A 15895-nucleotide genomic window follows, 5' to 3' on the forward strand; every position below is an offset into this window, starting at 1 on the left:
CTTGTTCGTCTCACTCATTCCAATGGGAAACCGTTGGCGCGGGCAGTTTGTGGCGAGGGACCAGGTCCATGGCCAAGGCCATGAGCCGGCTCTTGAGCGAGGTCTTCTGCTGGTCGGTGGGCAGCGGCTCACCGATCTCACCCAGTTTCTCCTTCACCGCGGCCAAGACCGCGTCCGCGCGGTCGGACTTGCCTGCGGAACGGAGCTTGCGTTCGTTGTCCAGCATCCGCTTGGCATGGACGCGATACCCCTCGCGACGCAGCCGGTCGACGTCCAGATCCGGCCAAACGGCCTGGGCCCTCGTCAGGCTGTCGTCGATGGGCAAGAAGTGCTCGGCCATCCACTGGTCGATCTCGTACTTGTCGAGGATCGACCGCGAAGTCATTGTTTCGTGGTACCGGTAGGCCGTCAGCGGCTCGTCCACGTAGCGCATGTCTCCCTGCATCACGACACGAAGGAGGAGCACCCAGTCTTGGGCCGTCTTGAGGGGGAGCGCGTCGAAACCGCCCGCGTCCCGAACGGCTTGCGTCCGGTAGAGGAGGGAAGGTGACCTGAACTGGTAAGTCGAGACATTGGCCTCGAAGACCGCCCGGCCCGTCCTTCTCCAGTCAGGCTTGCGAGGCCACGGGGCGCGGACACGGTCTTGCGAGTCCATGCGGGCGCACCGCACGGCCACGACGGCAAGGCCGGGATCTTCTTTCAACATCGCCGCCGTCCGCTCCAAAAAGGCCGGGTAGCAGTAGTCGTCGCCGTCGGTCCGGTAAAGGAACTCTCCAGTCGCCGCGTCGATGGCCCGTTGGTTGGTCTTGGAGATATGGAGGTTCTGCTCGTTGCGCAGCACCTTGACACGCGGGTCGTGCTTCGTCAGCCGGAGCAACTCTTCGTAGCTCCCGTCAGTGCTGCAGTCGTCGACGATCGTCCACTCCCAGTCCTGGAGGGTCTGGTTGAGGATCGACTCCACCCGCCGTGGCAAGTACGGCTTCTGGTTGTACACAGCAGTCGCGACGGAGACGATCGGCGGCATCATTCCCTCAAGTCGGCCCGTCGGCCTTGCAACTTCAGTTACCGTCAGGCCATGGTCGTCTGGATCGCCGTGACGACGTCCGCGACGCTCGGGAGGGCGGCGTACTCGTAAATGGGGTTGTATCCGATGTGCACGTCGTCTCGGCTGACGACCTGCGGCGCCGAATAGAGGTAGGAGAACCACTCGGGCTTTCCAATGATCTGGGACACCAGCGTGTGGGCGAAGCCACACGTCTTGGTGTCTTCCTGGACCACGACTAATCGACCGGTCTTCGACAGGGATCCGGCGACCATTTCGTAGTCGCACGGCACGATGCTCCTCAGGTCGATGATTTCGACATTCACCTCGCCGGCCAGTTGGTCGGCGGCTGCCTGGGCGATTTCAATCGTGTTGGCCCAAGCGACGACGGTCACGTCCGCACCCTCTCGCACCAGGCGGGCGGAACCAAACGGCACCGGCTCGACCTCGGTCACGTCCATGCGCTTGCGGAAGATGTGCTTGGGGACAAGGATGAAGCACGGGTCGTCGCTGTGGACGGCGGTCCAGAACAGCCCCGCCGCGTCGGCCGGCGTGCTCGGGACCGCGACCTTGATGCCGGGGACGTGGGCCAAAAAGGCCTCGTTGGCCTGGCTGTGCCAGAGCGAACCACCGGGAAGGTACGCGCCATACGGTGTGTAGACGACCATAGGCGTCTTCCAGTCCCCGAAAGTGCGCCACCGAAGGGTGCTGATGTTGGTCAGCAACTGGTTCCAGCCAGGGGCCATGAAATCGACGAACTGGATCTCAAAGACCGGCTTGTAACCGTAGGAACTCAGCCCGACCGCCACGCCCAAAATCGTCGCTTCGGCGAGCGGCGAGTTATAGACTTGCTTCGGATAGGCGTCTGACAACGATTTCGTCAGGCCGAAGACGCCGCCCTTGGGGTCCTCGATGTCTTCGCCGAACATGATGACGCCGGGGTCGTCGGCCAACGCCTTGTGCATCGTCTTGTTGATGGCCTCGACCATCGTCTGGGGGCCGGCCTCGATAGGCGGGCGCTCGACCTTGTCCTCGTCACCCCAGCAGTGGGCAAACACTTCTTCGGCTTTGGGGTCGGCGTCCTTCTCGGCCCGGATGTAGTCCTCGTCGACTTCGGTGGCCACCCTGGCCTGCATGGCGTCGAACTCCGCCATCGTCAGCTTGCCGTCGCTGACCAGTTCGTCACGGAGCAACGTGATCGGGTCTCGGGCGGCCATGGCGTCGATCTCCTCTTGTGGCCGGTACACCCGGTGGTCGTCCGAACTGGTGTGGCTGCTCAGGCGGTCGATGTCGAACCAGATTAACGTCGGGCCCTCGCCAGACCTTGCCTTGCGGACGGCCTCGGCACCCGCTTTGTCGACCAAATCGACGTGCCGCCCGTCGACCTTGACAAGGCGCTCCTGGCTGATGACACCGCCGAAGTTAAGCGGCATGAACTGTTCGGTCGGCGTGCTGATGCCGTACTTGTTGTCCTCGATCGCCAGGATGAGGGGGAGGTTTTCCTGGACGGCAAACGCCCAGGCCTCGTAAAACTCGCCTTGGCGCATCGCGGCGTCGCCGACGGTGGCGAGCACGACGCTGTCCTTGCCGTCGAGCTTCATGCCCCATGCCGTGCCGGCGGCGGGGATCAGCCCACCCCCGGTCGGGGTGCAGACGCTCATGACGTTGTGCTTGCGGCTGCTGTAGTGGCCGGGCATCTGTCGACCGCCGCTGCTACTCGCGCGTTTGGCAAAGTAGGCGAGGGCCAACTCGTAGTTGGTGAGCCCGCGGGCGAGCATCAGGGCGCGGTCGCGGTAATAGGGGTACAGCCAGTCGTCTGGGCGCAGGTGGCCGGCCAGGCAACCCAGGGCCTCGTGGCCCATGCCGCTGACTTGGAACCATCCCTTGCTCTGGCGGAGCAAAATGCCTTCGCGGCGGTCACCTTCGCGGCTCAGCATCATGAGCCGCAAGTATTCGAGCTTGTTCAGGGCGTGGGTGGCAGAAACCGCAGACATCGCTTCCTCATGTTTCATCGTTGAAACCTGGGTCCGACAGAAGGCCTGGACTCACCTTCATTATGGGCCTTTGGTGGCGGCGGCTTTGGGCAGGTCGGCCAGGGATTTCACTTGGCCGTCTAGCGTCACCGCTTTGGCCTGGGGGTCAATCTTGGCCTCGGCACCGGGATCACCGTGGGCGTTCCACGCGGCGTCGTGCGATTCGTAGGCCAGGACAGTCGTTGCAGGGTCGCCGGCTTCAGACTTGGTCTTTTGGGACAGTGCTTCGTTGAACGAGTAGCCAAAGCCTGACTCACCGCCCGAGGGGCCATGGAGCTTCTTCTTGGTCTCCGAATCAGCCATGTCAGCCGTCTTCATGCGGTTGAACGCCTCGTCCATCCAGCCGGAACCGTCGGGAAACTGCCCTTCGGAGTCGTAGTACGACATGATCGCGGTTTGGATCGCTTTCAGGTTGGCGACGGAGTCGCCTTTGTAGGTGCGTCGGGTCGTCCCCTCCAGGTAGCCGGTCCGGTTGAGGAAACCGACCAGCGGGCCGAAGTAGTACCACGCCGCGCCTATGACGCCCAGTGCGACCACGGCCGCGACGATCCTCTTGGTGTTCCTGCCCGCCATCGTTCCGCTGCTTGTAGAATCCAAGACGTGTCGGAACCGGCCCGAGTTTCCCTTTGTTGCCTGCCGACGCCTCTGCACCGGCTTCCCCGTCTGTCGGCGGAGCTCGGCGTCGACCTGTGGGTCAAGCGGGACGACCTGACCGGATTCGCCTTCGGCGGCAACAAAGGTCGCAAGTTGGAGTACATCATCGCCGACATCGTCGCGTCGGGGGCCGAGGTCGTCGTCACGTGCGGCTCGACGCAGTCCAACTTTGTCCGTCAGCTCGGCGCCGCATGCGCGGTGCACGACATCGCCTGCCATGCGGTCGTCATGGACCTGCCCCGGCCGGACGGGGCCGCACCGGTCGGCAAGGGTGACGGGACGGGAGGCAACGTGGTGCTCGACGAGCTGTTCGGAGTCACCCTCCACCGCATCCCCGACGGGGGCTGGACCGAGTTGGAGGAAGCCGCCGCTGGGCTGGCCGGGCAGATCCGCGCCGAGGGCAAGAGGACAAGGCTTGTCCCCTTGGGGGGCAGTGGCCCGCTCGGGGCGTTGGCGTTCTGGCGCGCCGCCCACGAGGTCCAGACGCAGTTCGAAGGCGTCTTCGACGCCGTGGTGACGGCGAGCAGCAGCGGGAGCACCCAGACCGGTCTGGCCTGTGCGTTCCATGGCACCCGTACCCGTGTCATCGGCGTCTCCGCCGACCCCGAGCCAGAGATCGCCGACGACCTCAGCCGGCTGTCCCACGAGTTGGCCGCGGTCCAGCCGCGGTGTCCGGCCCTTGCCCCCCACGAGTTCGATTTCCGATTGGATTGGGTCGGGCCGGGATATGGCCTTCCCAGCGAGGAGGGGCAGGCCGCGATGGAACGGATGGCCCGGGCCGAAGGGATCGCCTTGGATCCGGTCTACTCGGCCAAGGCATGCGCCGGGCTCTTCGCGATGGTGAGCTCAGGCGAGTTGAAGGGCAGCGTCTGCCTTTGGCACACCGGGGGCACTCCCGCCCTCTTCGCCACCCCTTAGGGTCGGCGCGGGGCCATCGTGTAGACCGAGTCGACCAGGCTGTATGTCGTGGTTGAGAACCGCCAGTAACCGTAGGCGAGAAAAGTCACGAGGAACGTGACCAAGGCGATGTTCATCGGGCGGGTGTTCGTGTCGACCTGTTTGCGCTTGACCAACCCATAGATGGCCAAAACGGCGCCGAGTGTGTATGCCAGGTAGAGCAGCGGCCCGAACGGATGGGCGTGGAAGGCCCCGGCCCAGTCGCCGTGCAGGAGGAAGGTCCAGCTTGTCGTCAGGCCGCATCCGGGACAAGGCCGATGGAACAGCGCGACGCTGGGGCAGGGGGGCAGACCGAGTTGGGTGTGGGTCGCGTGGCCGAGGGGCGACGGGCGCATCGCCAAGCCAAGCACAGTGCAGACGACCCAAGACGCCACCCAGACGGCCTGGCCCTGCAACTGCCGGGCCCGCTCAGCCGGTCGGAACGTCCACATGGCGGTCACTGCTTGGAATGACGATCTTGGGCTGAAGCAGGTTTCCGTCGGCGTGGGCCAGGCAGATCAAGTTCCCGTCAACCCCCTGGACGAGGACGGTCCCCGACGGCCCGGACGAGGCGACGACGCGGCCGTGCCGGAGGTCGGCGGCGACGCCGTGGTCGACGGTGAGCCATGGCAGGTTGTGCATCGCCTTGGACATGGGGACGAGGTCGGTCTCGGTCACCGCCTTTGGGCCGACGGCGTCAGCCACGTCGTGGGTCCCCACCCGCGTACGCCGCAAGCGCGAGACATGGGCCGGGCATCCGACGGCTTGGCCGAGGTCGTGCACCAGACTCCGGACGAACGTGCCGCCGCCGCACACGACTTCCAGAGTCATGGTGTCCTCGCTCTGGCGGCGGATCGAAATAGACGATATCGACACTTTTCGGTATGGAACGTATACAGAGTCACCGCGACGGGCGTATTCGTACAGCTTTTTGCCGTCGACCTTGACCGCGCTGTGGACGGGCGGTCGTTGCATGGTCTCGCCCAGGAAACTCGGCAGGGCCGCCCTGAGTTTCCTGTCTAGGTCGGCGGGTACCTCGGCGCGGTGGGTGACCTCGCCCTCCAAGTCGTAGGTGGAGGTCGCCAGGCCAAAGGTCGCGTCGACTTCATAGACCTTGGGTTCGAGGTCCAGGTAGTTCAGGAACCTTGTGGCATGGCCGACCGCGACGACCAGGAGGCCGGTGGCAAGGGGGTCGAGCGTGCCGGCGTGACCGACCCGTTTCGTGCCGAGCCGTTTTCTGACGTGGTAGACGACGTCGTGAGACGTCATGCCTGCCGGTTTGTCGATCAGCAGCAGACCAAGCACGCCTTCAGGGCCTCGACAAGCCGCCGCTCGGCTTCGTGCACGTCGCCGTCGAAGGAGACACCGGCGGCGTTCTTATGCCCGCCGCCCCCGAACTGCTGGGCGACGCTGGCCACGTCGATGCTCGAACGTGACCGCAGGCTGCCCCGGATCTTGCCGGGCCTGTGCTCGCGCAAGACGGCGGCGACCTGCACGGTCTCGACACTGAGCAGTTCGTTGGCGAGGCCCTCGGTGTCTTGGTCGGAAGCTCCGTAACGCTCGAAAACGGGATTGGGGACCACGACCCAGGCCAGCTGGCCGTCGCATTCCAGGTTCATGTTAGCGAGCACGTGGCCGGTCAGCCGCGCGGCGGGCAACCGTCGGCTCATGTAGACCGCCTCGGCGATCTCGACCATGCGGGCCCCCGCTTCCAAGAGCCTGGCGACCAGGTGGAGCGAGTGCGACGTCGTGTTCGAGTAGCGGAAGCTGCCCGTGTCGGTGACGATGCCGGTGGCCAGGCAGGTCGCCATCTCGCGGGAGATGTGGACGTCGGAATCAAAGAAGAGGTCGCAGAGGATCGCGGCCGTCGCGGGGGACTGGGTGCTGACGATACGCAGGTCGCCAGGCGACTCCATGGGGACGTGGTGGTCGATGACGACCAAAGTCTCGACGCCCTCAAACGCGCTGGCGACGCGCCCCAGACGGGCGACCGCCTCCAGGTCCACGACGATGCCGACGTCGGCCGGGCCGGTGGGGGCCGACTTGATCCGGTCGACGAAGGGGAGCCAGGTCAGGTTGTTGGGCGGTGGGTCTTGGCAGAGGACGTCGTGGTCAAGCCCCAACTGGTCGAGCCAGAGGGACACGGCGAGGGCCGACCCCAGGGCGTCGCCGTCGGGGTTCATGTGGGTGCCGACCACGGCACGCTTCTTTCCCTGCAACGCACTCTTGAGAGTGGGGAGCTGGGCACTGATCCATTGGGGTGTACCGTCCTGGGCCAACAGCCGATCATACCTGTGAGGTGAGACCGCGCCCGGACACCTCGACCGATGCACGCAGGTAACCTTCCCCCAGGCATGGAACCAGGATCTGACGCCCCCTTGGTGCCGTTGCGTATCCGCGACAGCGTGACGCCGTGGCCCCGGTCGGTGAAGGTCAGACGCCTGGCGTGGATGTGCTTCCATGCCCTTGTCTTCCGCGTCGGGGTCAAGTGGTTTGGCAAAGAGTGGCGGGCGCGGCTCTTGCGCCTGTGGGGCGCCCAGATCGGAGAGAACACCAACATCGCCCCGTCCGTGAAGATCCTCCAACCGTGGCGGCTCGTCGTCGGGGACTGGACCAGTCTGGCGGAGGACGTGGAAGTCTATAACTTCGATTGGGTGCGGCTGGGCGACCAGACCGTGGTGTCGCAGCGGACCTACCTCTGCACGGGGACGCATGACTTCACCGACCCGACCATGCCCCTGACGTTCAAGCCGATCACGATCGGGAGCGAGTGCTGGATTGCGGCAGAGGCGTTTATCGGGCCGGGGGTCGTGGTCGGCGACCGGACGGTGGTTGGGGCCCGGTCCGTCGTCGTCAAGGACTTGCCGCCGGGTATGGTCTGCGCCGGCCACCCGTGCAAGCCACTCAAGCCGCGCGTTGTCCGGGCCGAGTCCGCCATTGTGCGTGACGTCGAAATGTACCGACAATAATCCGAAGCTATGGTCTCCGTGATGATCCTGACGAAGAACGAGGAGCAGGACCTCCCCGGCCTTTTGGAGACCCTCACCTGGTGCGACGACATTCACCTTTACGATTCGTTCAGCACCGACCGGACCGTGGAGATCGCCGAGGCGGCCGGGGCTAAGACGACCCAGCGCGTCTTTGACAACTGGTCGGCCCACCAGAACTGGGGCCTGGCAAACATCCCGTTCAAGTACCCCTGGGTCTTGTATGTGGACGCCGACGAACGGGTGACGCCAGAGCTTGTCGAATCGGTCAAGCGCGCGGTCGCGGACCCGGGTGACAACGTCGCGTTCAAGATCCAGCGCCGCGACTTCTTTCTCGGCACGTGGCTGAAGCATGCCCAGGCCACACCCTACTATTCACGGCTCTTCCGGCCCGAGAAGATGCGCTACGAACGGCTGGTAAACCCCTTGTCGGTCATTGACGGGCCGTCCGCGGAAATCACCGGCTACCTCGACCACTACCCGTTTAGCAAAGGGATCTCCCATTGGGTGGCCCGGCACAATTCGTACAGCACATTTGAAGCGCAGCAAATCGTGGACAACCGGGAAGGCAAGGAGTCCTTTTCACTGGGTAAGGCCCTCTTTGCCAAGGACTTTGTCACGAAGAGGTACCACCAAAAGGAGCTGTTCTATAAGTTGCCCCTACGGCCGCTTGTGAAGTTCTTGATCCTCTACTTTGGCAAACGGGGATTTTTGGACGGTCGCGCCGGCTTGACCTACTGCTGTCTCCAGAGCATTTACGAGTACTTCATCGTGTTGAAGACCCGCGAACTGGAAACCGGCGTCAAGTGACCGAAGCATCAGGGCACCGTCGGGTCAAACCCCGACGGTGAAATACTCCCAACCGGCTGACTCGACCTCGTCCCGCTGCCAGAGGCGGCGTCCGTCGAAGAGGACGGGAGAATTGACGACGCCCTTGAGCGCGCCCAAGTCCAGCTTGCGGAACTCTTCCCATTCCGTCACGAGAATGACAGCGTCGGCCCCCGAGAAGACGTCGGCGGGACGGTCCATGTAGCAGATGCCGGGGTGGAGTTGTTTGACGTTGGGCATCGCCACCGGGTCATGGGCGACCACGTTGGCACCTTGGTCGGTGAGGAAGTCGATGATCTCCAGCGACTTGGCGTCGCGGATGTCGTCGGTGTTAGGCTTGAACGCCAAGCCGAGGAGGCCGATCGTCTTGCCTCGCAGCGAACCGAGTCGGGCTTGGAGCCGGGTCAAGAAGTGCAGGGTCTGCTCGTTGTTGATCTGGTCGGCGGCGGTCAGGAGGTCGAACCGGTAACCGAGCCTCTCGCCAGTCTTGGTCAGGCCCTGGACGTCCTTGGGGAAGCAACTCCCGCCCCAGCCCAGGCCGGCCTTGAGAAACTGGTCGCCGATCCGCTTGTCCATTCCCATGCCGATGGAGACTTGCTCCACGTCCCCGCCGCACCGCTCGCAGATGCGGCTGATCGCGTTGATGAAGCTGATCTTGACGGCGAGAAAACTGTTGCTGGCGTACTTGATCAGCTCGGCGCTGGGTCGGCTGACGACGAGGGTCGGGGCGTTCAGTGGCGCGTAGACGGCTTTCATTTTCTCTGCGGCGGCCTCGTCGTCCGTGCCGATGACGATCCGGTCAGGGTTAAGGGTGTCCCAGATCGCCGAGCCCTCCCGGAGGAACTCGGGGTTACTGACCACGGTGAAGAGGTCTTGGGGGACGCCGGCGTCGAGGATGAGGTCTTCGACAAGGTCGCCGGTCCCGACCGGGACGGTCGACTTGTTGACGACGACCGTCGGTTTGTCGATCGCGGTCGCGACCTCGGCGGCGACGGCCTTGACCATGCTGATGTCGGGAGTCCCGTCGGCCATCGGCGGCGTACCGACGGCGATGAAGACGACTTCGGCAGAACGCGTGCCTTCGGCGACAGACGTCGTCGTCACCAGGTTGCCGTTGGCAATATTGCGGGCCAAGATCTCGTCGAGCCCGGGTTCATAGATGGGTGAAACACCCGACTTGATCTTGTCTAGCTTGCTTTGGTCTCGGTCGACGCCGATGACGTGGTGGCCCAAGTCGGCCAAGACGGCGGCGGTCACGAGGCCGACATAGCCCGTTCCAACGACGCAGATTTTCATGAGTTCTTTTCTGGATTATTGACGCTGGGCCAGCCTTTTCTAGGCCGACTTGCGCAAGTCACGGGCTTCTTCCAGGACACGGATGAAGTCAAGGACGGACTGTTCCAGTTCGAACTTGTCGTGGAAGCACTTCACCGCCGACTGGCCCATCGCCGTCTTCTCGTCGGCGCTCATTGCCGAGAACCGTTCCAGCAAGCTGTCCGTTCCCGCCTGGTCGTCCGAGGCGACAAGGCCGCTACCCGTTGATGAGACTTCCTGGTGGATGTTGACCTTGTCCGAAATGAGCACGGGCTTGCCACAGGACATCGCCTCGGCGACGACTTGGCCGAAGTTCTCTTGGTGGGACGGTAGGACAAAGGCCTCGCAAGTCTCGAAGGCGCCCCACTTGGCGTCACCGGTCAGCATTCCAGGCCAGATGATTCGGTCACCGACACCCAGCGCTTGCGCCCTGTCCTTGAGCCCAGGGACGATGCCGACGGGGTCGGGCCCGGCAACAACGAGGAGGGCGTCGGGCTGGGTCGCGGCCAGCCGGGCAAAGGCCTGGACAAGCAGATCGACCCCCTTCTTCGGATGGATCCGGCTCAGGTACAGCAGAAAGTTGCGGCCCTGGGCTTCCGGCACCTTAGCAAAAAAGGCAGCCCGGGCGGCGTCGAGGTCATATTCAGGCTTGCTGATGCCATAGGCAATGACCCTCTCATTGCATCGGTAGGGCCAGAAGGACTGGCGGGCGAGGACACGTTCTTCTTCGGTGGTGAACAGGGTGACCACGGCGTCGCGGACCTGGGGATAGATGGCCCAGTACCAGAACATGTACTTCTTGACCATCTTGAGGGGAAAGGCCCGGTTGAAATACGGGTCGAGGAACCCGTGGAGAAAGGTGACCATTCTGTGGTGATGGCCACGAAGGGCCCTCCACGTGGCATAGCAGCAGGGCTCAAAGATGGCATGGAGGACGACAAAGTCGTATTCGTCCCTGTGCTCCCTTATCCAAGGCTCGACGTTAGATGAGTAGCGGAACCTTCCCGTGGGGCCCACCGCATGGACTTTAACGTCGAGATCGGACAAGAATGCGGCATGCGGATCATCGACCGTGAGGATTTCGGACTCGTGGCCGAGCCTGTTGAGCTCGCGGCTGGCCGACAGCGTCCAATTGGCTGGGCCTCCGTGGACTGGGTCCATTGAGGTGATGACGTGCAGAATCCGCATCTTTAGGTTCAAGTGTACCGTTCGTTGGTCGCCTTCCACGATTATCGGCAATGCCTGGCTGGCCCCTGCACTGGCGAGGACCAATATGGAACATTGGATTGGGTGGGAACTTATCCGCCGGACGGGAGGTTCCGCCGAGAAGCGGTCTGATCTATGTGTGGAATCGCAGGCATGTTCAATTACCGGGCTGAATCACCGGTAGATGCGGATAGAGTTCGGCAGATGTGCGACTCAATGGTTCACCGAGGTCCCGATGACCAGGGGCTATGGACAGACGAGAAGCGTCAGGTCACCCTTGGTCAACGGCGCCTGGCGATAATCGACCTCTCTCCTCTTGGGCACCAGCCGATGCATTGGGCCGATGGTCGATATACGATTACCTTTAATGGCGAAATCTATAATTATCAGGAGCTGCGCGAACAGCTCTTGTCGCAAGGCCGGCAGTTCAGGTCGCACAGTGACACGGAGGTGTTGCTCGCCCTCTATGAGCGTGACGGCGAAGAAATGTGTAGCCTGCTTCGAGGTATGTACGCCTTTGTCATCTACGACAAGGTCGAAGAAAAGGTGTTCATCGCTCGAGATCCTTATGGAATCAAACCCTTCTACTACGCCGACTGTGGTGGTGTTTTCACGTTCGCCAGCACTGTAAAGGGAGTCGAGCGCTCAATGAAGTTCGACGACTCACTCGATCCGGCTGCGGTTGTCAGCTTCTTTGTGTGGGGGTACGTTGCTACCCCTCATACGCTACGAAAGGGAATTCGCGAGCTTCCCGCTGGGCACAGGATGGTAGTCAGCAAAGAAGGCATTGGTACCCCTCGGCAGTTTTACAGCCTTTCGGAAACGATGGCGCGTGCTGCCGAGACTTCGATCAGGCCTGAGGCGATGCGCGAAGCGTTGGTCGAAGCAGTCCGAGACTCGATTCGCCACCATCTGATTTCTGACGTACCGGTCGGACTCTTCTTGTCGGCAGGAGTAGATTCTACAAGCCTGCTCAGTGCCATGCATGGCCTGGGGTACCCATCGACGACCTTGACCCTTGGATTTCAAGAGTACAGAGGAACGGGCTTGGATGAGGTCGGCATTGCTGAGCAGGTTGCTAAGCAACTTGATGCCAGCCACCAGACCATTTGGATCGAAGGCAAAGAATTCGGTTCCGACCTTGAGGACATCGTTGAGAAGATGGATCAACCGAGTGTAGACGGAGTAAACACCTACCTTGTTAGCAAGTATGCCCGTCAAGCTGGGTTCACAGTTGCGGTCTCCGGCCTTGGTGGCGACGAGCTCCTGGGCGGATACGTTTCCTTTACTCAGATTCCAGAGATCGTCAAGAGAACTCGTTGGGCGGCGGGAATGCCATGGCTGGGGCGAGGCCTCCGCAAACTTGCGTCTCCAATTGTCAGTAGGTTCACGAGCCCAAAGATGGCAGGTGTGTTTGAGTACGGTGGCAGCGTCCCAGGGGCCTACCTCCTTCGCCGCAGCCACTTTTTGCCCCACGAACTGTTTAAGTTTCTGGATCCAGAAATTGTGACAAAAGGCTGGGAGGAACTTCAAACACTTCAGAAATTGCAGGATTCTGCAAGGGGAGGAGCCTCGACATATGAAAAGGTTGCTCTGCTTGAGGCTCAGTGGTACATGCGCAACCAGTTACTACGGGACTCGGATTGGGCGGGAATGGCCCACAGCATAGAACTCCGGGTTCCGCTAGTTGATATCAAGCTGTTTGAGGCAATGGCGCCGTTCATTGTCAGAGGGGTCGCCCCGCATAAGGACGACTTGGCTGCATGCCTACACCCTAGTGTGCGAGACACAATCGTCAATCGACCAAAATCTGGCTTCTCCGTGCCTGTCCGACAGTGGCTCATGGAGGAGGACGCGTCAAACAGCGAAAGGTCAGTGCGCGGCTTCGCCAAGATGATAGGGCGTCGGTTCGGAATTCCAGTCTCCACTGGCCCGGGGGGCCGACCTGCTGTCGGCCCGATGGCTGATAACCGGTCAGGTACCTTCTGACCGTCTCATGTGCGGCATTGCTGGTTATGTAGGGCCGAGAAACGCGGTCGACGTGGTCTTTGACCAGCTGAAACGGCTTGAATACCGGGGTTATGACAGTGCCGGGCTCGCCTATGTCCAAGACGGTGGACTGCACGTCCTCAAGAAGGCCGGGAAGCTGACCGGGCTCGGCGGGCTCTTGGCCGAGCAAGGCCCGACCGCCCACACTGCCATCGCCCACTCGCGGTGGGCGACCCATGGCGGGCCGACCGACCTCAACGCGCACCCGCACCATGACCAAGCCGCCCGCATCTCGGTCATCCATAACGGGATCATCGAGAACTACCTGGAGCTGAAGGCCGACCTCACGAGTCGGGGGCACACCTTCCAGTCGGAGACCGACACGGAGGTCGCCGCCCATGTGATCGGCGAGGAGTACGGTGACGGCGTCGACCTGACCGAGGCCGTCCGACGGGCGGTCGGCAAGCTGAAGGGGGCGTTTGCCTTCGTCGTGGTCAGTTCGGCTGAACCCGGCACGATTGTCTGTGCGCGCAACGCCAGCCCGCTCATCGTCGGGTTCGGCGAAGGGGAAGCGATGGTGGCCAGCGACATCCCCGCGCTTCTGCCATACACCCGGCGCGTGGCCGTGTTGGAGAACGACATGGTGGCGAAGGTCACGACCGAGTCCATCGACTTCTTCTCCCTGGACGGGCGCCCGATGGAGGCGAAACCGTTTGACGTCGAATGGGACGCGGTCGCCGCGGAAAAGGGCGGTTACGAGCACTTCATGCTCAAGGAGATCCATGAGCAACCCGAGGTCGTGCACCAGTGTCTGGCGGGTCGGATCGAGGGTGACCATGTCCGGCTGGACGGGCTCTTCAGTGATCATGTCTGGCACGAGATCGACCGGATCAACATCATCGCCTGCGGCACCGCCTACCATGCCGGCCTCATGGGGAAGTGGATGTTCGAGCGGATGCTCCAATTGCCGGTCGATGTCTTCTACTCCTCGGAGTTCCGCTACGGGGAGCCTCTCCTGTCGCCGCGCTCGCTGGCGATCTTTGTCAGTCAGAGCGGTGAGACGGCCGACAGCTTGGCCGCCCTGCGGCTCTGCAAGGCCCGGCGCATCCGCACCTTGGGTGTGGTGAACGTGGTCGGGTCCAGCATCGCGCGCGACTGCGACCGGGTGCTCTACACCCAAGCCGGCCCGGAGATATCGGTGGCGAGCACCAAGGCGTACATGGCCCAGGTCTTGGTCCTGCTCCTCCTCGTCGCCCACATCGCCCAGGTCCGAGAAATGCCGGGGGTCCGCGTGCCGGAGATCGTCCAAGACCTCCGGGGCTTTGCTGAGGTGGTCCGGCAGACGCTCGACCTTGAGCCCAAGGTCAAGGCCCTTGCCGAACGGTTCAAGGATTCTGGTCTTGTCTTTTTCTTGGGCCGTAACGCGGACGCCCACGTGGCGCTTGAGGCCGCTTTGAAGCTTAAGGAAATCGCCTATGTGCCGACCCAAGAGTGTCCGGCCGGCGAATTGAAGCACGGCCCCTTGGCCCTGGTGGAGCCTGGCGTGCTTGCCGTCTTTGGCGCGACCGACGACGAGACACGGGACAAGGTGCTCTCCAACATCAAGGAGGTCCAGGCCCGAGGCGGCACGGTGGTGGCGTTGGCGACCGAGCCGGTGGGCCAATGGGACCGGGAGGTGGACACTTTGTTGCCGGTCCCTCGCTGCATGACCAAGGCCCTTTCCGCATTGGCGACCGTCGTGCCTTTGCAACTTTTGGCGTACCATCTGGCAAATGCGCGTGGATGTGAGATCGACCAACCTCGCAACCTTGCTAAGTCCGTGACGGTCGAGTGACGGAAAGTAACGCATAAGCGTTCTCGCGCGTTGGTACAATCATCTCCGGAGGCCCGTGGATGACGGGGCACGGCATTGACCGGTGTCCTCCAGTTCCGGCGTTGGACGGACGATCATTGAGGCTTGGAGCAGGGTATGGCAGCACCGACGACAAGGGCCCAGTTCGCGATCGAAAATGAAGCGGTCGCGACTCTTGAGCCGCGTGTAATCCGCTATCGGAAGCGGAAGCGCATCTTGGACATCCTCGGCTCGCTCTTGTTCTTGACCGTCTTCTTTCCCCTGATGTTGCTCATCGCCGTCCTTGTGAAGCTGACGAGCAAGGGGCCGGTGTTCTATGTGTCCAAGAGGGTGGGGCTCTGCGGACGGATCTTCCCGTTCTACAAGTTCCGCTCGATGTATGTCGACGCCGACAAGCGCAAGGCCGATCTGGCGTCGCAAAACGAGAAGGACGGCCCGATCTTCAAGATGAAGGACGACCCTCGCGTGACCAAGGTCGGCAAGTTCTTGCGGAAGTACAGCCTTGACGAGTTGCCCCAGTTCATCAACGTGCTGGTCGGCGACATGAGCCTAGTCGGGCCTCGACCGCCCTTGCCGCACGAGGTCAACGAGTACGACGCCTATGCCGCGGAGCGCCTTTCGGTGCGTCCTGGCCTCACGTGCTACTGGCAGATCATGGGCCGAAGCGACCTGTCCTTCGACGAATGGATGAAACTCGACCATCGGTACATGCAAGAGATGAACCTGTGGGTCGATTTGAAGATCCTCTTCCTGACGCCCTGGGCGATTCTCCGGGGCCACGGGGCCTACTAAGAGTAGGAACTCTCACACTTTCCGGCACCGATTGGAGCAAACTCTGCTTTCCTGATGTTGTAGAGATGTGCCATGGGCCGCATTTGACTGTGCGTTCCTGGTCATTGGAGACCAATAATACGAAAGTGGGAGTTCTGGGCTGACCTATGGCTGACAACGACACACTGGCAGTGAGCGCGCCGCTGGGCGAACCTGTCGCTGAACAACCGAAGCGGCGTGGCTTTGACCTTGACGCGGCCTTGGCGCTGCTGAAGCTGCCTGC

14 protein-coding genes are annotated in these 15895 nt (G+C 62.5%); 6 read left to right on the forward strand and 8 right to left on the reverse strand.

Going from position 1 to position 15895, the window contains the following annotated elements; translation table 11 throughout:
* Positions 1–10: 10 nt before the first annotated feature.
* The 3 genes from KF857_09315 to KF857_09325 are packed head-to-tail and all read right to left on the reverse strand — an operon-like array spanning position 11 to position 3648.
* Positions 11–1024, reverse strand: coding sequence for a glycosyltransferase family 2 protein (locus KF857_09315; protein MBX3112195.1), 1014 nt, complete (start codon positions 1022–1024; stop codon positions 11–13).
* A 44-nt stretch (positions 1025–1068) separates the two neighbouring features.
* Positions 1069–3036 (reverse strand): hypothetical protein, encoded by a 1968-nt coding sequence (locus KF857_09320; GenBank protein ID MBX3112196.1) that lies wholly within the window; start codon positions 3034–3036, stop codon positions 1069–1071.
* Between the two features lie 60 nt (positions 3037–3096).
* The gene (locus KF857_09325; GenBank protein MBX3112197.1) at positions 3097–3648 is read right to left on the reverse strand and encodes a hypothetical protein; all 552 of its coding nucleotides are present in this window, start codon (positions 3646–3648) and stop codon (positions 3097–3099) included.
* Between the two features lie 27 nt (positions 3649–3675).
* Between KF857_09325 and KF857_09330 the strand changes: the two genes are divergently transcribed.
* Positions 3676–4647 carry a pyridoxal-phosphate dependent enzyme gene (locus KF857_09330; protein ID MBX3112198.1) on the forward strand — a complete coding sequence of 324 codons (972 nt, stop codon included), beginning with the start codon at positions 3676–3678 and terminating at the stop codon, positions 4645–4647.
* On the opposite strand, the gene KF857_09335 is transcribed toward KF857_09330, so the two are convergent.
* Genes KF857_09335 through KF857_09345 form a run of 3 tightly spaced genes read right to left on the reverse strand, consistent with a single transcriptional unit; the run spans position 4644 to position 6944 of the window.
* Positions 4644–5117, reverse strand: coding sequence for a DUF2752 domain-containing protein (locus KF857_09335; GenBank protein MBX3112199.1), 474 nt, complete (start codon positions 5115–5117; stop codon positions 4644–4646). The two genes, KF857_09330 and KF857_09335, sit on opposite strands and share 4 nt — an antisense overlap.
* Positions 5095–5970 carry a tRNA pseudouridine(55) synthase TruB gene (gene truB, locus KF857_09340; protein ID MBX3112200.1) on the reverse strand — a complete coding sequence of 292 codons (876 nt, stop codon included), beginning with the start codon at positions 5968–5970 and terminating at the stop codon, positions 5095–5097. The genes KF857_09335 and truB overlap by 23 nt, the downstream gene beginning before the upstream one ends.
* Complete coding sequence (locus KF857_09345) at positions 5952–6944, reverse strand: bifunctional oligoribonuclease/PAP phosphatase NrnA (GenBank protein ID MBX3112201.1); 993 nt, start codon at positions 6942–6944, stop codon at positions 5952–5954. Before KF857_09345 ends, truB begins: the two co-directional genes overlap by 19 nt.
* 75 nt (positions 6945–7019) lie before the next feature.
* On the opposite strand from KF857_09345, the gene KF857_09350 reads away from it, so the two are divergent.
* Positions 7020–7634, forward strand: a complete 615-nt coding sequence (locus KF857_09350) for a hypothetical protein (GenBank protein MBX3112202.1) — start codon at positions 7020–7022, stop codon at positions 7632–7634.
* A gap of 9 nt (positions 7635–7643) precedes the next feature.
* A complete protein-coding gene (locus KF857_09355; GenBank protein MBX3112203.1) occupies positions 7644–8462 on the forward strand; it encodes a glycosyltransferase family 2 protein in 819 nt (272 codons plus the stop codon).
* 24 nt (positions 8463–8486) lie between these two features.
* Here KF857_09355 and KF857_09360 read toward each other — a convergent pair whose 3' ends face one another.
* Positions 8487–9776 carry a UDP-glucose/GDP-mannose dehydrogenase family protein gene (locus tag KF857_09360; protein MBX3112204.1) on the reverse strand — a complete coding sequence of 430 codons (1290 nt, stop codon included), beginning with the start codon at positions 9774–9776 and terminating at the stop codon, positions 8487–8489.
* Between the two features lie 39 nt (positions 9777–9815).
* Positions 9816–10982, reverse strand: a complete 1167-nt coding sequence (locus KF857_09365; protein MBX3112205.1) for a glycosyltransferase — start codon at positions 10980–10982, stop codon at positions 9816–9818.
* 171 nt (positions 10983–11153) lie between these two features.
* Between KF857_09365 and asnB the strand changes: the two genes are divergently transcribed.
* The 3 genes from asnB to KF857_09380 all read left to right on the forward strand — a co-directional run bounded on the left by asnB (position 11154) and on the right by KF857_09380 (position 15633).
* Complete coding sequence (gene asnB / locus KF857_09370) at positions 11154–12989, forward strand: asparagine synthase (glutamine-hydrolyzing) (protein MBX3112206.1); 1836 nt, start codon at positions 11154–11156, stop codon at positions 12987–12989.
* A gap of 7 nt (positions 12990–12996) precedes the next feature.
* The gene (gene glmS, locus KF857_09375; GenBank protein ID MBX3112207.1) at positions 12997–14823 is read left to right on the forward strand and encodes a glutamine--fructose-6-phosphate transaminase (isomerizing); all 1827 of its coding nucleotides are present in this window, start codon (positions 12997–12999) and stop codon (positions 14821–14823) included.
* 135 nt (positions 14824–14958) lie between these two features.
* Positions 14959–15633 (forward strand): sugar transferase, encoded by a 675-nt coding sequence (locus tag KF857_09380; protein ID MBX3112208.1) that lies wholly within the window; start codon positions 14959–14961, stop codon positions 15631–15633.
* Positions 15634–15895 lie beyond the last annotated feature (262 nt).

The organism is Fimbriimonadaceae bacterium (assembly GCA_019638795.1).
GTDB lineage: Bacteria > Armatimonadota > Fimbriimonadia > Fimbriimonadales > Fimbriimonadaceae > JAHBTB01.